Annotated in this window: 24 protein-coding genes; 6 read left to right on the forward strand and 18 right to left on the reverse strand. The window is 71.3% G+C overall.

Annotated elements, in window-relative coordinates; translation table 11 throughout:
* Nucleotides 1-5: 5 nt before the first annotated feature.
* The 3 genes from KOI47_RS11140 to KOI47_RS11150 are packed head-to-tail and all read right to left on the reverse strand — an operon-like array spanning nucleotide 6 to nucleotide 3666.
* Nucleotides 6-767, reverse strand: coding sequence for a creatininase family protein (locus KOI47_RS11140; RefSeq protein ID WP_216215903.1), 762 nt, complete (start codon nucleotides 765-767; stop codon nucleotides 6-8).
* Nucleotides 764-2869 carry an oxidoreductase gene (locus tag KOI47_RS11145; protein ID WP_216215904.1) on the reverse strand — a complete coding sequence of 702 codons (2106 nt, stop codon included), beginning with the start codon at nucleotides 2867-2869 and terminating at the stop codon, nucleotides 764-766. The genes KOI47_RS11140 and KOI47_RS11145 overlap by 4 nt, the downstream gene beginning before the upstream one ends.
* Nucleotides 2866-3666, reverse strand: a complete 801-nt coding sequence (locus KOI47_RS11150; RefSeq protein WP_216215905.1) for an LLM class flavin-dependent oxidoreductase — start codon at nucleotides 3664-3666, stop codon at nucleotides 2866-2868. Before KOI47_RS11150 ends, KOI47_RS11145 begins: the two co-directional genes overlap by 4 nt.
* A 92-nt stretch (nucleotides 3667-3758) precedes the next feature.
* Between KOI47_RS11150 and KOI47_RS11155 the strand changes: the two genes are divergently transcribed.
* Genes KOI47_RS11155 through KOI47_RS11165 form a run of 3 tightly spaced genes read left to right on the forward strand, consistent with a single transcriptional unit; the run spans nucleotide 3759 to nucleotide 6492 of the window.
* Complete coding sequence (locus tag KOI47_RS11155; protein ID WP_216217237.1) at nucleotides 3759-4532, forward strand: PaaX family transcriptional regulator; 774 nt, start codon at nucleotides 3759-3761, stop codon at nucleotides 4530-4532.
* Entirely contained in the window at nucleotides 4529-5311 is a 783-nt protein-coding gene (locus tag KOI47_RS11160) for a tryptophan 2,3-dioxygenase (RefSeq protein ID WP_216215906.1), read from the forward strand. The genes KOI47_RS11155 and KOI47_RS11160 overlap by 4 nt, the downstream gene beginning before the upstream one ends.
* A complete protein-coding gene (locus tag KOI47_RS11165) occupies nucleotides 5308-6492 on the forward strand; it encodes an aminotransferase class V-fold PLP-dependent enzyme (protein ID WP_216215907.1) in 1185 nt (394 codons plus the stop codon). The genes KOI47_RS11160 and KOI47_RS11165 overlap by 4 nt, the downstream gene beginning before the upstream one ends.
* Nucleotides 6493-6513: 21 nt before the next feature.
* Here KOI47_RS11165 and KOI47_RS11170 read toward each other — a convergent pair whose 3' ends face one another.
* On the reverse strand, nucleotides 6514-7275 hold the full coding sequence (locus KOI47_RS11170; protein WP_216215908.1) for an alpha/beta fold hydrolase: 762 nt from the start codon (nucleotides 7273-7275) through the stop codon (nucleotides 6514-6516).
* Between the two features lie 102 nt (nucleotides 7276-7377).
* Here KOI47_RS11170 and KOI47_RS11175 point away from each other — a divergent pair, with 102 nt between their 5' ends.
* On the forward strand, nucleotides 7378-8757 hold the full coding sequence (locus KOI47_RS11175) for an APC family permease (protein WP_216215909.1): 1380 nt from the start codon (nucleotides 7378-7380) through the stop codon (nucleotides 8755-8757).
* Here the strand turns inward: KOI47_RS11175 and KOI47_RS11180 are convergent.
* Entirely contained in the window at nucleotides 8744-9886 is a 1143-nt protein-coding gene (locus KOI47_RS11180) for an FAD-dependent oxidoreductase (protein ID WP_216215910.1), read from the reverse strand. The two genes, KOI47_RS11175 and KOI47_RS11180, sit on opposite strands and share 14 nt — an antisense overlap.
* A 98-nt stretch (nucleotides 9887-9984) precedes the next feature.
* Here KOI47_RS11180 and KOI47_RS11185 point away from each other — a divergent pair, with 98 nt between their 5' ends.
* Nucleotides 9985-10560: a TetR/AcrR family transcriptional regulator gene (locus KOI47_RS11185; protein ID WP_216215911.1), complete on the forward strand. Its 576-nt coding sequence runs from the start codon at nucleotides 9985-9987 to the stop codon at nucleotides 10558-10560.
* Between the two features lie 4 nt (nucleotides 10561-10564).
* Here KOI47_RS11185 and KOI47_RS11190 read toward each other — a convergent pair whose 3' ends face one another.
* Nucleotides 10565-10861 (reverse strand): hypothetical protein, encoded by a 297-nt coding sequence (locus tag KOI47_RS11190; RefSeq protein WP_216215912.1) that lies wholly within the window; start codon nucleotides 10859-10861, stop codon nucleotides 10565-10567.
* Between the two features lie 222 nt (nucleotides 10862-11083).
* Here KOI47_RS11190 and KOI47_RS11195 point away from each other — a divergent pair, with 222 nt between their 5' ends.
* Complete coding sequence (locus KOI47_RS11195; RefSeq protein ID WP_216215913.1) at nucleotides 11084-12595, forward strand: peptide MFS transporter; 1512 nt, start codon at nucleotides 11084-11086, stop codon at nucleotides 12593-12595.
* A 40-nt stretch (nucleotides 12596-12635) separates the two neighbouring features.
* On the opposite strand, the gene KOI47_RS11200 is transcribed toward KOI47_RS11195, so the two are convergent.
* The 12 genes from KOI47_RS11200 to KOI47_RS11255 all read right to left on the reverse strand — a co-directional run bounded on the left by KOI47_RS11200 (nucleotide 12636) and on the right by KOI47_RS11255 (nucleotide 22195).
* Nucleotides 12636-12812 carry a hypothetical protein gene (locus KOI47_RS11200; RefSeq protein ID WP_216215914.1) on the reverse strand — a complete coding sequence of 59 codons (177 nt, stop codon included), beginning with the start codon at nucleotides 12810-12812 and terminating at the stop codon, nucleotides 12636-12638.
* 7 nt (nucleotides 12813-12819) lie between these two features.
* Nucleotides 12820-13170: an antibiotic biosynthesis monooxygenase family protein gene (locus KOI47_RS11205; RefSeq protein ID WP_216215915.1), complete on the reverse strand. Its 351-nt coding sequence runs from the start codon at nucleotides 13168-13170 to the stop codon at nucleotides 12820-12822.
* Entirely contained in the window at nucleotides 13170-13922 is a 753-nt protein-coding gene (locus KOI47_RS11210) for an SDR family NAD(P)-dependent oxidoreductase (protein WP_216215916.1), read from the reverse strand. The genes KOI47_RS11205 and KOI47_RS11210 overlap by 1 nt, the downstream gene beginning before the upstream one ends.
* Nucleotides 13923-13966: 44 nt before the next feature.
* Nucleotides 13967-14428: an anthrone oxygenase family protein gene (locus tag KOI47_RS11215; protein WP_216215917.1), complete on the reverse strand. Its 462-nt coding sequence runs from the start codon at nucleotides 14426-14428 to the stop codon at nucleotides 13967-13969.
* Between the two features lie 24 nt (nucleotides 14429-14452).
* A complete protein-coding gene (locus KOI47_RS11220) occupies nucleotides 14453-14923 on the reverse strand; it encodes an SRPBCC family protein (RefSeq protein ID WP_216215918.1) in 471 nt (156 codons plus the stop codon).
* Between the two features lie 34 nt (nucleotides 14924-14957).
* Nucleotides 14958-15842 carry an NAD(P)-dependent oxidoreductase gene (locus KOI47_RS11225; RefSeq protein ID WP_216215919.1) on the reverse strand — a complete coding sequence of 295 codons (885 nt, stop codon included), beginning with the start codon at nucleotides 15840-15842 and terminating at the stop codon, nucleotides 14958-14960.
* Nucleotides 15842-16582, reverse strand: coding sequence for an SDR family NAD(P)-dependent oxidoreductase (locus KOI47_RS11230; protein ID WP_216215920.1), 741 nt, complete (start codon nucleotides 16580-16582; stop codon nucleotides 15842-15844). Before KOI47_RS11230 ends, KOI47_RS11225 begins: the two co-directional genes overlap by 1 nt.
* A gap of 115 nt (nucleotides 16583-16697) precedes the next feature.
* Nucleotides 16698-18773, reverse strand: coding sequence for a multicopper oxidase family protein (locus KOI47_RS11235; RefSeq protein WP_216215921.1), 2076 nt, complete (start codon nucleotides 18771-18773; stop codon nucleotides 16698-16700).
* 30 nt (nucleotides 18774-18803) lie between these two features.
* Nucleotides 18804-19199 carry a SchA/CurD-like domain-containing protein gene (locus KOI47_RS11240; protein WP_216215922.1) on the reverse strand — a complete coding sequence of 132 codons (396 nt, stop codon included), beginning with the start codon at nucleotides 19197-19199 and terminating at the stop codon, nucleotides 18804-18806.
* 25 nt (nucleotides 19200-19224) lie between these two features.
* Nucleotides 19225-20253, reverse strand: coding sequence for an acyltransferase domain-containing protein (locus tag KOI47_RS11245; RefSeq protein ID WP_232376682.1), 1029 nt, complete (start codon nucleotides 20251-20253; stop codon nucleotides 19225-19227).
* On the reverse strand, nucleotides 20253-21731 hold the full coding sequence (locus KOI47_RS11250) for an MFS transporter (protein WP_216215924.1): 1479 nt from the start codon (nucleotides 21729-21731) through the stop codon (nucleotides 20253-20255). Before KOI47_RS11250 ends, KOI47_RS11245 begins: the two co-directional genes overlap by 1 nt.
* Nucleotides 21728-22195, reverse strand: coding sequence for an anthrone oxygenase family protein (locus KOI47_RS11255; RefSeq protein WP_216215925.1), 468 nt, complete (start codon nucleotides 22193-22195; stop codon nucleotides 21728-21730). Before KOI47_RS11255 ends, KOI47_RS11250 begins: the two co-directional genes overlap by 4 nt.
* Between the last annotated feature and the right edge of the window lie 86 nt (nucleotides 22196-22281).

The raw sequence follows: 22281 nt of genomic DNA on the forward strand, positions 1-22281 counted from the left end.
GTGGCTCAAGCCTCCTTCGCCAGTTCCCAGATCGCCTCGGTGAGCAGGGTGGTGAGCACCTCGAAGGTGTCCGCGCCCTCCGCGCCGGTGGCCTCGGCGGGAGAGCCGCAGTACGCCTCGGTCATCCCCAGCGCGGGAAAGTCCCGCTTGCCCTCGGCCATCGCGGCCGGCATGTCCACGGCGACCCGAGGCAGCGCGCGCATCCGTGCCGTGTCCACCAGTTCCGGCCGCTCCGCCAGCACCAACGAGGTCTCGTACCGGCCCGCGTGGCACTCGCCTGCCTGGAACTCCGCGGTGAGCCGTTCGGCGTGCTGCCGCCGCACCAGATCCAGGTAGCCGATCCGTTTGCCGCACCGGGACTCCACCGTGCGCACCGCGCGTCGCAGGGTGGCCCGGTGTTCCGGCTCGAAGTGGTTGTTCACCAGCAGCACCCTGGGTAGCCCCTGCTCGGCCAGTTGCAGGCAGACGTCCACGACCAGCCCGTGCAGGGTCTCCTCGCTCACCCCGATCACCCCGGGGAACCGGACGGCGTAGCGGGTGACCCCGTAGGCCAGTGCGGGCAGGATCAGCACCCGTACATCGGGGTCGCCCTGGAACTGCGCGGCGGCGCGTTCGCACATCCCGGTGGAGATGATGGCGTCCGTGCCCAGTGGGGCGTGCGGCCCGTGCGGCTCGACGGCACCGATCGGCAGCAGCAGTACCGGTACCCGGTCGCCGGTGCGCAGGGCCGCCACCTGCGGGCAGGTGAGATCGGCGAAGTGGGTCACGCTGCCTCCCCGTTCGAGGTCGTGCTGAGCTCCAGGATGCACAGGTCGGCCCGGCCGGCGGCGAGCACCGTGTTCGCCTCGTCTGTCGTGGTCAGGTGACCGCCGACCATGGTGGCCACCCCGGCCTCGCTGCGCACCCGGTCGGCGAACGCGGTGAGGAAACCGCGACGGTACACCGGGCGGGACTCGGCCACCGTCTGCCCGGCCGCCACGTGGATCAGCGCGGCCCCCGCCCCGGCCATGGCCGCGGCGAGCTCGACCCCCTCGTCCAGGCGCAGCCCGCCCGGTGCCCAGTCGGTGACGCTCAACCGCACCACGACCGGCCGGTCACCGGCCGCCGCGCGGACGGCGGCCAGCACCTGAAGCGGGAACCGCAGCCTTGCCTCGGTGTCCCCGCCGTAGTCGTCCGTGCGGTGGTTGCTCAACGGGGACAGGAAGCAGGCCAGCAGCCCGCCATGCGCGCAGTCCAGCTCCAGCAGGTCGAACCCGGCCCGCACGGCGGCGGTAGCCGCCGCGGCGAAGGCGGTGCGGATGCGGTCCATATCCTGCTCGTCCATGGCCTTCGGGATGGCGCCGCCCGGCCCGTACGGCAGCGCCGACGCGGCCAGCAGCGGCCAGGCCTGGTCCGCGGGCAGCGGCAGGTCCACCCCGAACCGCGCGGGCCGTACCGCCCCGCGCCTGCCCGCGTGGCCGAGCCGTACTCCCGCCAGCGTGCCGGCCTCGTGCGCACGCCCGATCGCCGCCTCCCACGCCGTGCCGTCGCCCTCCAGCACCGGGCAGTCCGGCGAGGTGCGGCCGTCCGCGCACACCGCGACCGGCCCGGCCAGCACCAGGCCCGGCCCGCCGCGTGCGCGCTCGGCCAGGTCGTCGGGGCCGGTGGCGGTGCACACCGCCCGGTTCGGCAGCACGGTGCCGCCGAGCCGCAGCGGCACCAGCATCGGTGGCGGCCCGAAAAGGCGCGGCCCGCCACCGCAGAACCAGGCGTCGGTTTCGCGGACGAAATCCGGGTCCCGCTGGGCCAGGTTGCCGTGGCTGATCCGCCCGCTGCGGGTGAGCAGGTTCATCGCGAACTGCGGTGGTTCCAGCCGGGCATGCCTGCCCACCCTGGCGAAGTAGTCGGCACTGTCCGCCGCGGCCTGCTGGAAGCGGTCCACGACCGGGCGCCGCTCCTGCTCGTAGTCGGCCAGTGCCGCCGGGATCGCCGCCGCGGTCCCGCCGTGCCGCACGAAGGCGTTCGCCAGCGCGATCGCGTCCTCCATCGCCAGTTTGGTTCCCGAGCCGATGGTGAAGTGCGCGGTATGCGCGGCGTCCCCGAGCAGCACCACGTTCTCCGCCCGCCAGCTGCGGTTGCGCACCAGCGGGAAGTCCAGCCATACCGACTTGTTCGACAGCAGCCGGTGCCCGGCGAGATCGGCCGCGAACAGCCGCTCGCAGAACTCGATGCTCTCCCGCTCGCCGAGCTCGTGCAGCCCCGCCGCGCGCCAGGTGGCTTCCGGCGTCTCCACGATGAAGGTACTGGTGTGCTCGTCGAACGGGTAGGCATGCACCTGGATCATGCCGTGCCCGGTCTCGGCGAAGACGAACCGGAAGGCGTCGAAGACCCGGTCGGTCCCGTACCAGATGTACTTGCCACCCTGCGGCCGGACCGTGCTGCCGAAGTCCCAGCCGCGGCGGGCCACGCTGTGCACCCCGTCCGCCGCCACCAGCAGGTCGGACTCCGCGGCCAGCGCGGCCGGATCCGTCACCTCGACGCCGAAGCGCAGCTCGATCCCGAGTTCGGTGCACCGGCGTTGCAGGATGTTCAGCAACCGTTTGCGGGCGATCGCGGAGAATCCGTGGCCCCGGCAGCGGCGTAGCTCGCCGCGGTAGGAGATGTCGATGGCGTCCCAGCGGGCGAAGGTGTCGGTGATGTCCAGGAAGCTGGGGTAGTCGGCATCGCGGAGCGCGCCGAGGGTTTCCTCGGAGAACACCACGCCCCAGCCGAAGGTGGCGTCCGGTGGATTGCGCTCCAGGACGGTGATCTCGTGCCCGGCGTGCGCCTTCTTCAGCAGGATTCCCAGGTACAGCCCGGAAGGGCCGGCACCGAGCACCGAAACCTTCATGTGAGGACCTCGGCCAGCCGGTCGACCTCGGCGAGATCGGGAACGGTTGGCAGCAGCACCAGCTCGTCGCAGCCCGCCTCCCGGTAGCCGCGGACGAAGTCCCGTACGGCACGGGCGCTGGTCAGGTTCGCGGCGGCGATCCGTTCGGCGAACGGCCCGGTGAAGGCGTAGTAGTCGCGCAGGTAGGCGCCGCCCCGTTCGGGGTCGCCGAGCGCGAAGTAGCCCTGGCCCCACAGGCGCGGCGCACCCGGCCTGCCGTGGTCGTGCCAGGCGGCCCGTGCCTTGGTCGCCGCGGAGGCGAAGGCCCGCGGCGGGCCGCCGCCGTGCGCGTACCCGTCGGCATAGCGGGCCATCCTGGCCAGCGCGGCCCCGCTCGCCCCGCCGACCAGCAACTCCATCGAACGTTCACCGCCACGCAGGTGTGCCAGCTGGGCGGACAGCGTCTCGCCGCGGGTGCGGTGCTCGGCGCCCGCGGCCTCGTAGTCATCTCTGCGCGCGCCCACCGCCAGGCCGAGGGTGAGCCTGCCGCCGGAGATCGTGTGCACCGAGTCGGCCTGCTTGGCCAGCATCGCGGCACCGCGCAGCGGGCCGATCGCGATCATCGTCGCCAGCCTGACCCGCTCGGTGACCGCGGCCGCCGCGGACAGCGCGGCGAACGGATCGAGGCTGTCGTAGACCAGCCGGTCCAGGACGGCAAGCGAGGAGAACGGGCCGGCCTCGGCCCGGCGCGCCCACTCCAGCAGCAGCGCGCCATCGGTGCCCGGTGTCGTGTTCGGCAGTCCGATCCCGACCTTCACCCGGCTTAAATTACACCTCAGTCCGGTGAGGTGTATAGAGTTGGGGCGTGAGTGGTGAGGCCGGACCCGAGCAGGCGCCACAGGAGCTGGTGATGACCCTGCTCGGCAGCTACCTGCGGCCGCGGCGATACCGGTCGGTATGGGCGGGCGGCCTGGTCGCGCTGCTGGCCGAACTCGGCTTCTCCGCGGGGGCGGCGCGGGTGGCGCTGACCAGGATGGCCCAGCGGGACCTGCTGGAGCGGCACCGCGACGGCAGGCGGGTGCACTACACGCCGTCCCGGCGCACGCTGGACATCCTGGCCGACGGCGACGAGCGGATCTTCTCCTTCGGCCGGCGGCGCTCGCCGGACGGGCCGTGGACCCTGCTGTGGCACAGCGTCCCCGAGGACCGCAAGCTGGCAAGGGCGCGGCTGGTGCGCCGGTTGCGTTTCCTCGGTTTCGGCCCGGTCGGCGACGGCACCTGGCTGGCGCCGCACGACCGCGAGCGGGAGGTCGCCGAGCTGCTGGCCGAACTGGACGTGCGGGCGCACGCCGGGCTGCTGGTCGGCAGGCCGCCCGCGCCGGTGGATGTGCGGGTGTTCGCGGCCCGTGCCTGGGACCTGGAGGCACTGGCCGAGCGTTATGCCGCCTTTGTCGCGGAGTTCGAGCGATACCAGAACGCCCGGCTGGACGATGCCACCGCGTTCGCCGTGCGTACCCGGCTGGTGCACGCCTTCCGCCGGTTTCCGATGCTCGACCCAGAGCTGCCCGCGGCACTGGTGCCACCGCCCCGGCGGCGGGCCGACGCGGTGGCGCTGTTCCACGATCTCTACCCGGCGCTGGCCGAGGCCGCCGGACGACACTTCGACGAGGTGGTTACCCCGTGAACGACCAGAACGCCGCACTGACCTACACGTCCTACCTCGCGCTGGACGAGGTGCTTGCGGCCCAGCGACCGCGTTCGGACGAGCACGACGAGCTGCTGTTCATCGTGATCCACCAGGTGTACGAGCTGTGGTTCAAGCAGATCCTGCACGAACTGGGCTACGTGCAGGATCGGCTGGCGGCTGGGGACACCGCGCACGCCTCCCGCGGCCTGCGCCGGGTGCTGACCGTGCTGAAGGTCGTGGTGGCGCAGATCGACGTGCTGGAGACCATGACGCCGAGCCAGTTCGCCGGGTTCCGGGCCAGGCTGGACGCGGCAAGCGGGTTCGAGTCCGCCCAGTTCCGGGAGCTGGAGGCGGTGCTCGGCAGGCGGGACGAGCGGGTGTTCCGGCACTACCCGGAGGGCAGCGCGGCCAGGCAGCGGATCGCCGACGCGATGTCCCGGCCTTCGCTCTACGACTCCTTCCGCGGCTACCTGCGGGTGTGCGGCTACCCGGTGACCGAACGGACCGATGTCCGGCAGCCGGTGGAGCCATCCGAAGAGCTACAGGCGACCCTGCTGCGGGTGTACGCCGATGATGCCGGGCCGGCGCTGCTGTGCGAGCAGCTGGTGGACCTGGACGAGGGCCTGCAGGAATGGCGGTACCGGCACGTGCAGATGGTGCGGCGCACGATCGGGGACAAGGCGGGGACCGGCGGTTCCTCCGGTGCGGGCTATCTGCGCACTACCCTGTTCACGCCCGCGTTTCCCGACCTGTGGGCGGTACGGAGCAAACTGTGAACCTGGATTCGTTGCGCCGCACGCCGAACGCGCTCGCCGCGGACTACTCGCGGTTCCGGGTCGGCGAGCGCCTGCTGCTGACCGGGCACTCGCACCAGGCGTGGCCGGATGTCGCCAGGGAGGGCCAGCTGGCCGCCTTCGAGGACGCGGCCGGGGAGGTGGATGCCAAGTGGGCCGCCGCATCCCGGATGGCCGAGGAGGTGCGCGCCGGGGTGCGGGCGCTGCTGGCCGATGACGGCGAGATCGCCCTCGGCGCCAACACCCATGAGCTGCTGGTCCGCTTTCTGTCCAGTGTGGACCTCCGGCGGCGGCCGCGGCTGGTGACCACGGACGGGGAGTTCCACTCCGCGCGCAGGCAGCTGGCCCGGCTGGCCGAGGAGGGCGTCGAGGTGGTGCGGGTGCCGGCGGCACCGGTGGGCACGCTTGCCGAGCGGGTCGCCGCCGCGGTGGACGAGCGCACCGCCGCGGTGCTGGTGTCGGCGGTGCTGTTCGAGACCGCCCGGATCGTGCCGGGCCTTGACGCGGTGGCGATGGCCTGCGAGGCACGCGGGGCCGAGCTGGTGGTGGACGCCTACCACGCGCTCGGCGTGCTGCCGCTGCCGCTGCGGGAACTCGGGCTCGACGCTGCCTGGGTGCTCGGTGGCGGGTACAAGTACCTGCAGCTGGGGGAGGGCAACTGCTTCCTGCGACTGCCCCCGCATGCCGAGCGGCTGCGCCCGGTGATCACCGGCTGGTTCGCCGAGTTCGGCACCCTGGCCGAGGAGCCCGACCCGGACCGGGTGGCCTACGCCCGCGGCGGGGACCGGTTCGCCGGGGCGACCTACGACCCGACCAGCCACTACCGGGCCGCGCGGGTGCTGCGGTTCCGTGCCGAGCGTGGGCTCACTCCGGAGTTCCTGCGCACCGTGGCGCAGCATCAGCTCGGCCTGCTCGCCGACCGGTTCGACCGGCTGGACCTGCCGGAGCCGGTGATCACCAGGGACCGCAGCGTGCCGCTCACCGAGTTCGCCGGATTCCTGGCCCTGCGCTGCCGGGACGCGGCGGGACTACGCCAGGCGCTTGCCGAGCGCGGGGTGTCCACCGACAGCCGCGGCGAGTACCTCCGCCTCGGCCCCGCCCCCTACCTTTCCGACGCCCAGCTCGAATCCGCCATCACCGCGCTGGCGAGCTGCTGCACCTGACGTGGCCGTTCAGCGGGCGGTTCAGCGCAGCCGGTCCAGCAGGGGGAGGAGGGCTTGCGGGGCCTCGACGTGGGCGTTGTGGCCAAGGCCGGGCAGCACGGTCGACTCGGCGTCCAGCGGGCTGAGGTGCTCGGCCGGGCACATCGGGTCGTGCTCACCCGCGGCCAGCAGGACCCTGGCGCGGCAGGCGGCGAGCAGGCCGGGCAGGTCCGGGGCGCCGACGCCGAACGCGGCCGGGTCCATGGTCAACCGCCACCCCTCGGCCACCCGCTCGATGCCCGGCTCCAGTGCCGGGGAGCCGGGCTGCCACAGCCCGGTGAGCCCGGCGACCTTCAGCGCCCGCTCGGCGGCCTCCTGCCGGGATGGGAAGACCCGGTTCGGTTTCCGCGCCAGCCCGGCCGCCCTGGACAGTTCCTCCTCCGACCAGCGGACCTTGACCCCGAGTGCGCACACCCCGGCCACCGGGACGCCGAACCAGCCGCTGGCCAGCGCCAGCCCGAGCACCCCGCCGAGCGAGTGCCCGAGCACCACCAGCTCGCGTTCCGCGGGCAGGGTCCCCGCCACCTCGGCGGCCAGCCGCCCGAAGGAGTAGTGCGGAGCGGGCGCCGAGCGGCCGTGGCCCGGCAGGTCCGGAACGAGCCAGCCACCCGGCCAGCGGTCGGCCAGCTCGCCGGTGAGGCCCTGCCACACCTCCCCGGTGGCGCCCAATCCGTGCAGCAGCACCAGCACCGGTCCGGTGTCCTGCCCACCCCGCCGTAGGTACACCCGCGTCTCGGCATCCATCCCGGCGATCCTGCCACAATCCGCCCACCGGAAAAGGATCTTGACGACCGCCGGTGCAGCCGCCGAAGCTCTGCTGATCACTCGTCCGCGGAAGGGGCAGCGATGACGCAGCACGATGGTTTCGCCAGGGTGCTCGGCAGGTTCGACGTCCTCGCGATCGCCTTCGGCGCGATGATCGGCTTCGGCTGGATCGTGCTGACCGGTGGTTTCCTCGAGGACGCCGGCAGCTTCGGCGCCGCGCTGGCCTTCGTCGCCGGTGGGGTGGTCGTCGGGCTGGTCGGGCTGACCTACGCCGAGCTGGTGTCCGCCATGCCGCATGCCGGCGGGGAACACAACTACGTGCTGCGCGCGCTTGGTACCCGGCCGGCCTTCATCACCTCGTGGACCCTGGTGCTCGGGTACGTCTCGGTGGTCGCCTTCGAGGCGGTCGCCCTGCCGCAGACCCTGCTCTACCTGGTCCCCGAACTACCAGCGGGCAGGCTGTGGTCGGTCGCGGGCTACGACGTCTACGCCACCTGGGCCGCGGTGGGTGTCGGCGCCGCTCTGGTGGTCACCGCGTTGAACTACGTCGGCGTCCGCCCGGCGGCGGTATTCCAGACCGCCGCCGTGCTCTTCCTCGCGGTGGTTGGCGTGCTGCTGGCCACCGGCTCCCTGCTCGGCGGCTCGGCGGCGAACCTGGAACCGCTGTTCGCCGACGGCGCCGCGGGTGTGCTGGTGGTGCTGGTCGCCACGCCGTTCCTGTTCGTCGGCTTCGACGTCATCCCGCAGTCGGCAGGCGAGATCAACCTGCCGCCGCGCCGGATCGGCAGGTTGCTGCTGGTCTCGGTGGCGCTGGCGACCACCTGGTACGTGCTGATCATGCTCACCGTCGGCTCCGGCCTCGGCCGGGCGGAGGTGGCCGGGGCGGAGCTGCCCACCGCCGACGCCATGGCGGCGCTGTGGGGCAGCGAGGCGATGGGCACGGTGCTGGTGGTCGGCGGTATCGCGGGCATCCTCACCAGCTGGAACGGTTTTCTGCTGGGCGCCAGCAGGCTGGTCTTCGCGATGGCCGACTCCGGGATGCTGCCGAGGTGGTTCGCCAGGGTGCATCCGCGGTTCGGCACCCCGGCCAACGCCGTGCTGTTCATCGGCCTGCTCTCCGCGCTCGCGCCGCTGTTCGGCAGGCAGATGCTGGTGTGGCTGGTGGACGCGGGGAGCCTCAGCATCATCGTGGCCTACCTGCTGGTCGCGGTGACATTCCTGGTGCTGCGCCGCAGGGAGCCGGAGCTGTCGCGGCCCTTCCGGCTGCGGTACGGCCGGACCGCGGGCACCCTCGCCGCGGTGCTCAGCCTCGGCACGGCGGTGCTGTTCCTTCCAGGGATGCCGGCGGCACTGACCTGGCCGTCGGAGTGGATCATCGTCGGCCTCTGGTGGGCCGCCGGGATCGTGCTGCTGCTGCGGCTGCCCCGCGGCCGCCCTGCGGGGCGGGTCACCGGTCGCTGAGCCCGGCCAGCCGCTTGGCCAGCCGGTTCCGGAAGGCCGGTAGTTGCGCGAGCAGCCGGAGCAGGGCGTTGCGCAGCGGCCGCACCCGCGGGCCCGCCGTGGCCAGGGTGGTGAGCACTCGCGCGAACCGGACCACCGTGCGGGCCAGCGGCCGCTGGGTGGCGGCGTAGCGGTCCAGCCGGTCCTCCGGCGCGCCGCCAAGCACCGCGCCGAGGGCCGTGCCCAGCGCGATCGCGTCCCGTAGGCCCAGGTTCATGCCCTGCCCACCCGCGGGGCTGTGCACATGCGCGGCATCGCCTGCCAGCAGCACCCGCCCGGCGCGGAACCGGTCGGCGATCCGGTGGTGCACCCGGAACCGGGAACCCCACACCACCTCCTCGACCCGCACCCCGCCCGCGGGGCCGCGCCGGTCCAGCAGGTCCTGGATGTAGGCCGCGTCCGGCTCCTCCGGTGGGTCGGCGACCTCGGCCACGATCCGGAAGGTCCCGTCCGGGAGGGGAGCCGAGACCACCATCCCGCCGGTGGAGAAGAACAGCACCACCTCGTCCGCGGGTAGCACCCCGGTGGCGCGCACATCGGCGAGGGTGAAGGTCTCCCCGCCGTGGTCCTCGCCGAACCCGATCCCGGCCAGCTCGCGCACCGTGCTGTGCATCCCGTCCGCCCCGACCAGGTAGCGGGCGCGGATGTGGTGCCGGTCGTCCACTGTCACGGTCACCCCGGTCCCGTCCTGGACCATGCCGGTCACGGTATGCGGGCGCAGCACCGTGCCGCCCAGTTCCAGCAGCCGCTCCAGCAGTACCCGCTCGGTGTCCGACTGCGGAACCATGAACAGGTTCCGGTACCGGCTCGGCACGCCGTCGAAGCGCAGCGGGACCAGCACCCGGTCCCGGTCGCGGATGGTGAACCCGTGCGAGTGCAGGGAGAGCGCGGACAGCCGTCCGGTCACCCCGATCTCGTCCAGCGCCTCCATCGTGCGCGGGTGCACCACCGCGGCCCGTGAGGTGTTCACGCCCTCGGCCTGCTGGTCCACGACGGTGACGGAGTAGCCCTGGCCGCGCAGGTGGGCCGCGGTGGCGAGGCCGACCGGTCCGGCGCCGGCGATGAGAACGTCCGTGCGGGTGGGGAACATGACCGCCTCCTGGTCAACAAGTGTTTGCCAACAGCTGTTGACCAAGGTAGCCACGGCCGGACTGGAAAGTCAACAAGTGTTGGCCTACAGTTGTTGGCATGAGTGCGGGAGCCAGGCGTTCGGACCGGACCAGATCGGCGATCCTCGCCGCGGCGCGGGAACGGTTCGCCGCGGACGGGTACGACCGGGCGACCATCCGGGCGATCGCCGCGGACGCTGGCATCGACCCATCGATGGTGATGCGGTACTACGGGAACAAGGAGCGGCTGTTCGCCGCGGCGGCCGAGTTCGACCTGCGGCTGCCGGACCTCGCCGCCATGCCGCGCGAGCGGGTCGGCGAGGCGCTGGTGGCCCACTTCACCGACCGGTGGGACGACGACGAGTCCCTGCAGCTGCTGCTGCGCACCGGAGCCACCAACGCCGCCGCGGCCGAGCGCATGCGGGTCATCTTCGCGGGGCAGCTGATCCCGGCGATCGCGGCGCTGCATCCGGCGGACATCCCGGCGGAGCTGCTCGCCCGCCGGGCGGGGCTGGCCGCCACGCAGGTACTCGGCATGGCGTTGTGCCGTTACGTGCTGGAACTGCCGCCGGTGGCGGCGATGGACCGGGAGACGATGGTGGGCTGGCTGGGCCCGACGGTTCAGCGATACCTCGTCGGGCCCGAGCCAAGCTGAGGGGTCAGGCCGCCCGGCGCGCGGCGGTGAGCACGGCGGAACCGGCCTCGGTCAGCACGGCGGGAACCATGGACGCCGCGGCCTCCGGCCAGGGGGCGGGCGCAATCAGGCCCTTGTGGACGAGCAGGTGCGCGCTGAACTGGTCGCAGCAGGCCATGCCGTCCACGAACAGGTCGGGCTCGCTGCCCCGGGTGAGCTGGACCCGCCCGGCCGCGACGGCGCGCAGGATCGCCAGGGTGCGTCCGGTGGGTTCGGCCGGGCCGGAGGTGGATGTTGTGGTGGATGTTGCTGGTGTGGACATCGCCGTGTTCCTCGTGCAGGGTTCCCCCGGCCTCGTCGCCGGAGGCGGACATCCCGATGGCGATGATCTTGCATGACGGGCCCCGGCCATGGTCATCCCAACCGGGCATAACACCCGTGGCCCCGCTGCCTCCTGCTTCGGACGTCAGGGTTCCTCGAGCCGTCCTCGGTACCACTGCTGCGTACCCGCAACCAGCCCGGCAGGAAGCGAGGGGACAGGCGGATGACACAGCCACCCACGGAGCAGGAGACCACCCGGCCCTGGTACCCGCGCCACGACCAGCCCATCACCCTGCGCTCCATGCCGCGCTGGTACCGCACGATCTTCGTGGCGGACGCGCTGGAGCGCTTCGGTTTCTACGGGATGCAGGCGATCCTGGTGCTCTACGCGGCCGCGCCGAGGGAGGCGGGCGGGCTCGGCCTCGCCGCGGCGGACGCCGCCTCCCTGTTCGGCGCCTGGATCGCCGCCATGTTCATGCTCTCCCTTGCCGGCGGCTGGATCGGGGACCGGCTGCTCGGGCACCGGCCCGCCCTGCAGGCGGGGTGCGCGCTGATGACGCTGGGCTACCTGGGCCTCGGGATCCCGCAGGGCTGGGTGACCGCGGTCGCGCTGTGCGTACTGGCCGTCGGTGGTGGCCTGTTCAAGCCGAACCTCCAGGCGTTGTACAACCTGATGTACACCGGCAGTACGGGCCGGGAATCGGGCATCTCGCTGATGTACGTCGCCGCACAGATTTCCGCGCTGCTCGCCCCGCTGGCCGCGGGTTACCTCGGGGAGCGGGTCAGCTGGCCGCTCGCGTTCGCGGTGGCCGCACTCGCCGCCCTGCTCGCGGCGCTGCGCCTGCGGGTGGCCTGGCGGCAGTTCGGGGACACCGGCGCTGTCGCGGCACGTCCGCTTGCCCCGGCCGAGCGACGGCTGGTCCTGCGCCGCACCGGGACGGCGCTGGCCGCGCTCGCCGCGCTGCTGGTGGGAATGGCACTCGGTGGGGTGCTCGATCCCACCGTGGCGATCGCGCTGGTCGGCGGCTGCACCGTGATCGTCCCGGTGTTCGGCTACCTGCTGGTCTACCGCGACCCCGGGCTGAACGCCGCGGACCGGCGCAGGCTGCGGGCGTTTCTCGCGGTACTGCTTGGCTCCACCCTGTTCTGGATGATCATCGCGCACGCCGCCTCCCTGCTGAACCTGTTCGCCCGCGACCACGTCGACCGGGACGTGCTGGGCTTCCGGATCCCGGCGAGCTGGATGCAGTCGGCGACGCCCACCTTCATCCTGGTGCTCGCGCCGGTGCTGGCCTGGCTGCTGCCACGGGTGGGGACGCGCAACAACGTGCCGGTGAAGTTCGCCATCGGCCTGTGCCTGGCAGGGGGTAGCTTCCTGGCGATGTGCCTTGCCGCCTTCCTCGCAGCCGACGGCACGCTGGTGTCCCCGCTCTGGCTGTTCCTGGTCTACTTCGGACACGCCTGCGGGGAGGTCATCATCGCGGCGGTCTCCATCGCCGCGGTGGCCGAGCTGCTTCCCGCCCAGTTCCTCGGCCGGATGATGGGAACGTACTGGCTGTTCGCCGCGCTCGGCGGCGGGCTCGGTGCCGGGGTGGTGCGACTGGCGGAGGTGTTCCCGGAGCCGGTCTACTACCTGGGGCTCGGCACCGTCGCCACGGTCACCGGGCTGGGTTTCCTCGCCGCGCGGTCCCGGCTGACGAGGGCGCTGAACGCGACCTCGTCAGCCGGAAGCTGACCACTGTGGACCGTAGGGTGCCTTCGATTCCGGAGCCGGGTCACTCGGCTTCGGTTTCTGAATCCCGGCCGGGAGGGGTCGCGCTGAAGGTGTGCGCGGGCAGCACGCACCCGGCCTGGGAGGCCCCGAGGCTGGCGAGTCCCTCGAGCAGTGCGCCGAGGACGATCCGCCAGCGTTCCCGGAGCCGTTCCTGTTCCTGCGAACCCGGTTCGCTCACCGCCGGTTCACCACCCGGTGACCGGATCCGGCAGGCTGCCGTGCTCGTGATAGGCCGCACTCACCTGGTAGACGCCGAACGGACGCGGCACGCTGGTGTCCCGGAACCGGCGCAGTGGTGCGGTGACAGTGCGATGGTCGGCACCGCGTTCCCATTCCCGGAAAGCCTCAACGCTTTCCCAGGAACTCGCGATGACGAACCCGGCCGGATCGTGCAGCGAACGGAGCAGTTCGTTGCCGAGCAGGCCGGGGGTGCCGAGCAGCGCCTCGCTCACCCGGTGGTACGCGGACTCGATCCCGGACAGGTCCGGGGTGGAGTTGTAGATCAGGACGCGCACACCGCCGACGGGCAGACTCATCAGGACATCCCCCCATCGACCGGGATGACGCCGCCGGTGACGAACCGGGACAGGTCGCTGGCCAGCCACAGCACGGCGCCCGCCGCCTCCTCCGGCTGCCCGATCCGGCCCAGCGCGCTCTTCTTGCTGTAGAGGTCCTGGATCTCCGCGCGCCGGTCCTCCGGGAGCTCGCGCAGGGTCTCGGTCTCGATCACCCCGAGCCGCAGCACGTTGAACCGGATGCCGCTGGGGCCGAACTCCCTTGCCAGCGAACGGTTCAGGCCCAGCAGCGCGGCCTTGGTCGCGGTGTAGTGCGCGCGCCGGACGACCCCGGCCTCGACCGAACGGGAACCGACGCTGATCACCGAGCTGCCCGGGCGCAGCAGCGGCAGCGCATGCTGGATGACCAGATGCGCCGAGGTCAGGTTGCTGGCCACGATGCGGTTCCACTCCTCGAGCGCCAGCTCCTGGTAGGGCACGTGGCTGATGGTGCCTGCGTTGTTCACCACCACATCCAGCCGGCCGTAGCGCTCGCGGCAGTGCGCGAGCAGCTCGGTGACCTGGTCGGGGTCGGTGACATCGGCGCGGAGCACGTGGTGGTCGCCGCCGATCGACTTCAGCTCGCGCTCGAGCGAGGCCGCCGACTCGTTCTCCTTCCGGCAGCAGGTGGTCACGTCGACGCCGTGCCTGGCCAGCCCCAGCACCATGCCGCGGCCGACGCCACGGGTACCGCCGGTGACGAGCGCCTTCTTTCCTTGCAGGCCAAGGTCCATGGTTTCCGTCCTTTGTGCTTGTGCGTGTTGTTGTCGTTGCCGCTTCACAGCAGCACACCGAGGCCCGCGCAGTTCAGCCCGAACGCGAGGATCCCCAGCACGCTGCGCCGCCGGTTCCAGCTGCCCCAGCCGGTACGGGGGTCGATCCGGTGGAAGTCCCGAGGGAGGCTGTCCGGGTCCAAGGTGCGAACCCAGCGGTTCACCGGGACGTTCTTCAGCACCGAGATCACCCCCGTGCAGACCGCGAGCAGCGCGGCCGCCGCGAAGAACACGCGCGCCACGCCGTTTCCTGTGCTCAAGGCCAGTACGAGGTCACCGAGGAACGTGGTTACCAGGCAGATCGGCATCCACGGGTCGTAACGGGTGGAGAAGAAGGCGTGTGCCCGCACGTAGTCCGCGGCGGGCAGGCCGCGCAGCAACGGCCACCCGCCCAGCTGGGTCGCCAGCAGCACCCCGGCGGCCAGCCCGCTGGCGAGCAGCACGACCGGTATGAGCACAGTGGACATCCGGAACCTCCCCTGGCCGCCCGCTCAGGAGACGGTCGCCGCGGAGTTCGCAGCCGCCTCGATCCTGTCCTTGATCAGGCCCATCTGGGTCTTGGTGTTGCGGTCGATGCGTTCGCGCATACCGGCGTCGTCGACCGGAAGGCCGGGCTTCATCTCGAAGTCCTGCACCCAGCGCATCCGCACCCTGCCGTCCTCGGTCGGCAGGTACTCCCAGAAGATCCACATGTACTTGAACGGCCCGGTCTCCAGCCGGTACGCGCGGACGGTCCTGGCTTCCTCGTCCGGGATCCGGGCCGAAACCCACTCCCATACCGTGCCGTTGTCGTCCGGATGCAGGGCGAGCCGGAAGATCACCATCCCGTCCCTGCGGTCCTTGATCTCCGCGGCCGCGTACTCGCTGAACAGGTTCGGCCAGTTCTCGATATCGTTGGTCATCTCCCAGACGAGCTCCATCGGTGCGTCGATGACCACCTCGTTGTCCACATGACTCGACATGCCGGTTCCTCCTTTTCGTGCTCTTCGCGATGTGTCAGTCCGACCGCGGTGCCTGCGGGTGGTCGAGCACCCCCGCCGCGTCGAGGTTCCCGGTTCCCTCGGCCAGCATCGCCGCGTATCGCTCCGCGGCCCGCTGCGTCACCGGAAGGTCCAGCCCCGCGGACCCGGCCTCCTGGCACGCGAGCCGGAGGTCCTTGTGCATGAGTGCGCTGCGGAAGCCCGCGGGCCGGTAGCTGCGGTTGCGCATGAACTCCGCGCGGAACCCGAGTGCGAAGGAACCCCACGCCATGTCCCGCAGGGTGTCCAGCACCAGGCCACGGTCCAGCCCCGCGGTCTCGGCCAGGCCCACCGCCTCGGTGAGGCCGACCGTCTGCACGCCGAGCAGCAGGTTGAACGCCAGCTTCAGCGAGCTCGCGGTACCCGGCTCGCCGAGGAACTGCGTCTGCCCGCCGATGGCGTCCAGCACATCGGATACCGCATCCACTTCGGACCGTTCTCCGGAAACGAAGACCCTGAGCGTGCCGTCCTGCGCCATCCGCGGGTTGCCCACCACACATGCCTCGATCCGGGACACCCCGCGGCTCGCCATCCGTTTCGCCGCGGTGCGGGCGAACTCGGGGGACACGGTGGAGGTGTCCAGCACCCGCTGCCCCCGGCCCAGCGCCCCGTCCAGCTGCTGGAACAGTACCGACTCGACTGCCTCCTCGTCGGCGAGGCTGACCAGCAGCACCTCGGCCGATTCGGCCACCTCGGCCGGCGTGGCGGCGACTCCGGCGCCCTCCCCGGCGAGTGCCTCCGCCTTCGCGGCGGTTCTGTTGTAGACGGTAACCGGGAAGCCCGCGCGCAGCAGCGCGGTGGCCATCCCGCCGCCCATGCCGCCGAGCCCGAGCACGCCGACCGCTCGCTGCGCCGCGGGCATCAGATTCCCCCGTCGACGGTCAGGTTGGCACCGGTGACGTAGCGCGAGGTGTCCCCGGCGAGGAACAGCACCGCGCCGGCAACGTCCTCGGGGTGGCAGATCCGCCCGAGCGCGGTCATCCCGACGATGCGGGACATGACCTCGGGCGGCAGCCCGGCACCCGGCTCGGTCTCGGTCAGCCCGGGAGAAACCAGGTTGACCCGGATCCCACGGGGGCCGACCTCCTTGCACAACGCCCTGGTGAAGCCGATCATCGCCGACTTCGCCGTGGTGTAGTGCACAGCGTTCGGCCTGCCCCTGGTGGCAACCGAGGACCCGATGTTGACCACCGAGGCGCCGTCGGACAGCGCCGGAAGGGCGGCGCGGGTCACCAGGTAGGCCGCCGTCACACTGCTGTCCAGCACCCGGTCCCACTCGGCGGAGCCGAGCTCGCCCAGCGGTGCGGAGCCGTCCACCCCGACGTTGTTCACCAGCACGTCGATGCCCTCGCCTCCGCCCGGGCGCGCGGCTTCGACCAGTGCGGCGGCCTCGCCTGCCTTGGTGACGTCCGCCTGGACGACCTGATGGCCCTGGCTCAGTTCCTTCAACGCGCGGGCCGTCTCCTCGGCCTGCTCGTGGTCGGCGCGGTAGCAGGTGACGACGGTGGCCCCCGCCTTGGCGAAGGCGAGTACGGTGGCGCGGCCGATACCCCTGGTTCCGCCGGTCACCAGTACGCGCTTTCCGGACAACCCTTGGTCCACTGGTCTCTCCGTTCACCGTGTTGGGTGTGTTTCTGGCGCGTCGGCAACCACGTTGCCAACGAGGTGTCGGCCGCGGATCGAATGCGGCTGAAAGAGGAGGCTTGTTCGGGAAAGGTCAGGATGGATGGTTCGGGGTGGCCGAGCCGATCTGGTACCGGGAGGTCACGTTCTCGTACACCAGGTGCAACATCATGCCCACCTTCGAGTGCAGCAGGTTGTGGCAGTGGTCCATCCACAGGCCGATGTTGTTCGCGTGGAACGCGATCTCCCAGGTCTCGCCGACGTCCACGTTCACCGTGTCCAGCCAGACCGGGCTGCCGGAGACCGGCTTCCCGTTGCGGCTCAGCACCAGGACCTTGTGCCCATGCAGGTGCATCGGGTGGCTGAAATGGCTGCGGTTCACGAATCGCACCTTGATCAGCTCGTCCTCCGCCGCCACGATCGAAGGGATATCGGGGAAAACCTCCCCGTTCACCGTCCACAGAAAGGTGAACTGGCCGTTGTAGAACCCCGGCTTGTTGTCGAAGGTCTGGGTGAACGTGCGATCGAAATTACTTTCCGGGCCGAATGGCGTGTCCTTGGGTGTGCCGTAGCTGGTGAGATCGAAGTCGGGCTGGTCCGGCCGCGGAGTGACCTCGCCCGAGCCGTCCGGGCTGAGCAGCAGGCCACCGGAGAGGTCGAGTACGTCGGTCAGCCGGACCGGATGGTCCGGCATCATGAACTCGAGGTCGATCCGCCCGCCGCCGCCGAGTTCGAGCCGTCTGCCGGACAGCTCCGTCGGCTCGTGCACCGGCATCCCGTCCAGTGCGGTGACCCGGAACGAGGTGCCGTCCAGTACGAACTTCCGCGGCAGGCTGTCGGTGTCCAGCACGCGCAGCCGGACCGGGGTGCCGGGCTCGACCCTGCGGCGGTCCAGCCGGTCGGCCGTTCCGATCGCCCGCAGTGGCCCGCCGTCCAGCTGCCAGGAGTGAAACGGCACGAAAAGGTCCTGCACCGCGGGATCCAGCCCCCGTGGCGGAGCGATCACGAAGGCGCCGTAGAGTCCGCTGGCGATCGACTCCCAGGACTGCTGATGCGAGTGATACCAGTGTGTTCCGATGTTGGTGGCCCGGAACCGGTAGACGAACTCGCCCCCTGGCGGCACCGCGTCCTGGGTGACTCCGGGCACCCCGTCCATCGCGTTGGGCACGTCCAGCCCGTGCCAGTGCACGGTGACGTTCGACTCGCGCAGCCGGTTGCGCAGGGTCACCTCGACCAGTTCGCCCCGGCGCACGGTGATCCGCGGACCGGGAACCTGGCCGTTGAAGGTCTTCCCCTCGACGACCCGGCCGGAGCTCAGCTCGATCCGGGAGTTCTGCGCGACGAGGGTGAACCGCCGGTCGGGCGGTCCCTTGCTGGGGTCGGTCAGGCTGTCCACGTCCACCGTGTCGGCGCCGAGACCGTGTTGTCCCGCGGCGTGCCCTGCGGGCGGTTCGTGCTGGCCCGCCATGTCCAGCTGGGCTGGCAGCACGCTCTGCTCCGCCGAGCGCACCACCCAGCCGGACACCAGCAGGCAGGCGGCGATCGCGGTGGCGGACACCCGCAGTACCCGTTGCCCGGTTCCGCGCCGGGCAGGCACCTCGATCCGGGCCCGGCGGCGGCGCTGCCGCAACAGCAGCAGGCCGGTCCCGGCCAGCCACCCGAGGTGGGTCAGCACCGCGGTGTCCGCGAACGGCGGTGTCACCGGTTGCAGGTAACCGAGGTAGCAGGCGGGCAGCGCGCCGAGCGCCGCCGCCTGCACCGGCAGTACCAGCCGCGGTGCGGCCGCCCGGTCCCGCAGCGAGTCGTCCACCCTCGCCGTGCGATCGGGTTCCCTGATCCGGGCGAGCCGGAGCAGCCGCGGCACCGTGAGCACCAGTATCGCGCCGAACGGCAGGAGCAGCAGCGGCACCGAGATGACGATCCGGTCGGCGGCGAACTCCCAGCCGTAGCTCGCCATTATCCCGATGGTGGCCAGCCTGCCGAGCAGGAACAGACCGGCGATCCCGAGGTACACCAGCCCACGCCGGGCCGCACGGGCGATGCCACGGCGGGTGTTCCTGCTCGCCAGCCTGCCGGCGTTGTAGCCCGCGATCGCGAGGAACACGAGCAGTACGAAGCCGAACATGCCGTCGTAGTTGAGGGTCGCCTCGAACAGCTCGGACGCGGACATGGCGGACCTCCTGTCGGGAATGGACGGTTGTTACCCGGCGCTCGTGGTGGCTGACCCCGGGTAGTTCTCCGGGGTCAGCTGGGCGATGCTGCGCATCAACGAGTTCCGGAAGTGCTGCTGGAAGGCCTCCGGCGTCTTCGTGTCGCGCTTCTTGGCCAGGTAGGGGGCCAGCTTGGACTCCAGCTCGTGTACTCCCTGCTGTTGCCCCATATGCCTGCCGACATCCACCAGCGAACCCTCGTAGTGGATGACCCGGACCATGATGTCGTCCTTGATGAACACGGCGCTGCCAAGCAGCCTGCCGGTGACCTCTCCTTCGGCGTTGCGGATGACCGGGGTGCTGACCCGCTTGAAATCGGCGAAGATCTGCTCGATCTCGTCCTCGTATCCGGGCTGCACGTCATAGGTGATCGCGGCGTAGGGCATGTCACTCCTTTGTCGTTTCCGTTGCTCAACCGCGGAGTCCGGTGTCCCGCGGCAGGATCTGGTGGCCTTCTTCGCCGAGCCGCCGGACCGCCTTCCGTACCGATTCGCGATCGGCCTGCCCGGACGGGTCCCGCAGCCGCGCGGGCAACAGGGCGGCTGCCGAGCTGTGCCCCGCGGTGACCTTGGGATGCCGCCTGGTCAGTGCGCTGAGTCCTTGCCCAGGACCGGCCTCGAGCAGCAGCGCGTCCCTGTCCTCGAGCAGCAGGTCCAACGCTGGTCCGAAAAGGACCGGATCGGCGGGCTGAGTGGTCCAGAACAGTGGGTCGGTTGCCTGCTCGGCCCGCAACGGGCCGGGCCGGTACGCGGAGTACACCGGGATCCGGGGTGCACGCAGGGCGGTGGCTCGCCAGTGTGGTTCGGAACGCCCCGCGGCGGCCGCCACCATCGGGCTGTGGAAGCCCTGCTTCGCCTTGACCCGGCGACAGGTGATGTCCTTGGCGCGTAAGGAACGCTCCACCTCCGCGAGCTCGCCTTCCGGCCCGGCGAGCATGGTCTGCCTCGGCGCGTTCACCGCGGCGAGGGCGACCTGCCCGCCGAGGAACGGGTCGAGGTCGGCGGCCGAGGCCGCCACCGCCAGCATCCCGCCGGGCGGGGTGTCCGCCATGGTGTCGACGCGGTCGCGCATCAGCCGGATCCCGTCGGTGAAGTCGAAGACCCCGGCCAGCGTGGCGGCGGCCATCTCGCCGACGCTGTGTCCCAGCAGCGCGCACGGCCGCACGCCCCAGCTGAGCACCAGGCTGCCGAGGGCACAGTTGACCGCGTACAGCAACGGCTGGGCGCGGGTCACATCGTCGAACGACCCGGAGGGTTCGGCGGAAAGCCACTCGGTGCGCAGGCGGTTTCCCTCCGGGCCGAGCAGTTCGAAGGCGGTGTCCATCAGTTCGGTGAACACGGCGGAATGTCCGTAGAGCCCGGCCGCCATCCGTGGATGCTGGGCACCCTGGCCGGGAAACAGCAGTGCCACGGGCAGGGCCGGGCCGCTGGTTTGGGTCATCATGCCTCCTTGGTGGCCGTGCGCGGCAGCCGGAACAGCAGCAGGACGATGAGTGCGCAGAGTGCGAGGTCGAACAGCAGGGTGAGCCGCATGGCGTCCAGGTGCCGCGCCTGGCTCGCCAGCTCCGGCGTACCGACGAGGCCGAAGAACAGCGCCCCGCCCGCCGCCACCCCGAACGCCGAGCCGACCTGGCGGACCGTGGTGAAGACCCCGGCGGCGGATCCGGCCTCGGCGGGCGGCAACGCGGCGACCGTCATGTTCAGGATCGAGGTGCTGACCACGCCGATGCCTGCGCCGAAGGCCACCAGCCCGGCCGCCGTCGCGCCCTGGTCCAGCCGCACCCCGGAGCCGGCACCGATGACCAGCAGCAGTACGGCCATTCCCGCGACCATCGACGCCACGGCACCGAGCAGGGCATACCGGCCGAACCGCCTGGTCAGCCTGATGGCGACGAGGGAGGCTGCGGCCGTCCCGAAGGCCCAGGGGGTCATGGTCGTCCCGGTGCGCATGGGGGAGAGGTCGAGCCCGCTCTGCAGGAACACCGCGAAGACCAGGAAGAAACCGGTCAGCAGCGCGGCGACCAGGAAGTTGATCAGCAGGCCTGCGGCGAAGACCTGGTTGCGGAACAGGGCGAGCGGGATCAAGGTGGTCCGCCCCCGGCGTTCCCGCCCCCGTTCCAGGCCGAGGAACGCGGCCAGCGCCGGTACCGACGCGGCCACCGACACCCAGCACCACCACGGCCAGCCCAGTTCCCTGCCGTACATCAGCGGGTGCAGGAGCAGCAGCAGGGCACCGGCGGCGAGCAGCACCCCGGCGAGATCGAGCCGGGTGTGCCCGCTGGGGCGGGAGGCGGGCACCGCGAACAGGGCGATCGCGCTGGCCAGCAGTCCCACCGGCAGGTTGACCAGGAAGATTGTCCGCCAGCCCCAGCCGAACAGGTCAGACTGGACGAGCACGCCGCCGAGGATCGGACCGCAGACGGTCGCCAGCCCGGCCACCACCGCGTACAGGGCGAGTGCCGGTTCGCGCCGCCGCGCGGGCACCATTACCCGGAACAGCGCGAGCACCTGCGGGCCCATGATCGCCGCCGCGACGCCCTGTAGCACCCGCGCGGCGACCAGCAGCTCGATGCTTCCGGCCAGGGCTGCGGCCGTCGAGGTGACCACGAAGGCCGCCACCCCACCGAGGAAGACCCTGCGGTGTCCGGCGATATCACCGAGCCGCCCGCCGGTGACCAGCAGCAGCGCGAACGGCAGGGTGTAGCCCGCCAGCACCCATTGCACGGCGCCGTAGCTGGTGCCGAGGTCGCGCTGGATATCAGGGACGGCGACGTAGACGACGCTCACCTCGAAGAAGGTCATGAACGAAGCCAGCAACACCGCGAACAGGGCCAGCCGGGGGTGGGCAGGCACGGTCGCCGGGTCCCCCTCCGGTCCGGCCTTGACGGGGGAGGTCACCGTCTCCTTACCGGCACTCATACCGACACCGCGCTCGCGGTGGCGTTCACGGTGACGGCAAGCAGGGCCAGCGTGGTACGCAACCGGTGCCAGCCGCGCCACTGCGGACGGGGATCGCGCCAGCCTGCCGGAATCGCGTTCGGATCGACGGCCACCAGCCTGCGGTTGATCGGTACGTTGGCCAGGTGGGAAACGCCCTGCACGCCCACCAGCAGCACCGCCGCCGCGAGAAAAAGCAGCCGCGCGGCCTGCCCAGGCGCCAGAAAAATCAGGCCGATATCGGCGAACATCGCCCCGTTGACGATCAACGGCATCATCGGGTGGTAGCCCTTTCCGAGCTCACGATGCATTTCCACATAACGCCCGGCCGGTAGTTTCATGAGTGCGGGCAGGACGCTGGCGGCGACCGCGTAGAAAACACCCGCGACGAGCCCGCTTCCGATGACGGCGATGATCGCCAGTACGGTCGCGACCGCATCGACCATGGGCGTTCCCATCTCCTCGGTGTCTCATCCGGTGGTTCCGGATCGCTTCGTGCCGAGGCTGGCCACCCGGTCTCGAAACTCGATGG

The organism is Amycolatopsis aidingensis (assembly GCF_018885265.1).
Classification (GTDB): domain Bacteria; phylum Actinomycetota; class Actinomycetes; order Mycobacteriales; family Pseudonocardiaceae; genus Amycolatopsis; species Amycolatopsis aidingensis.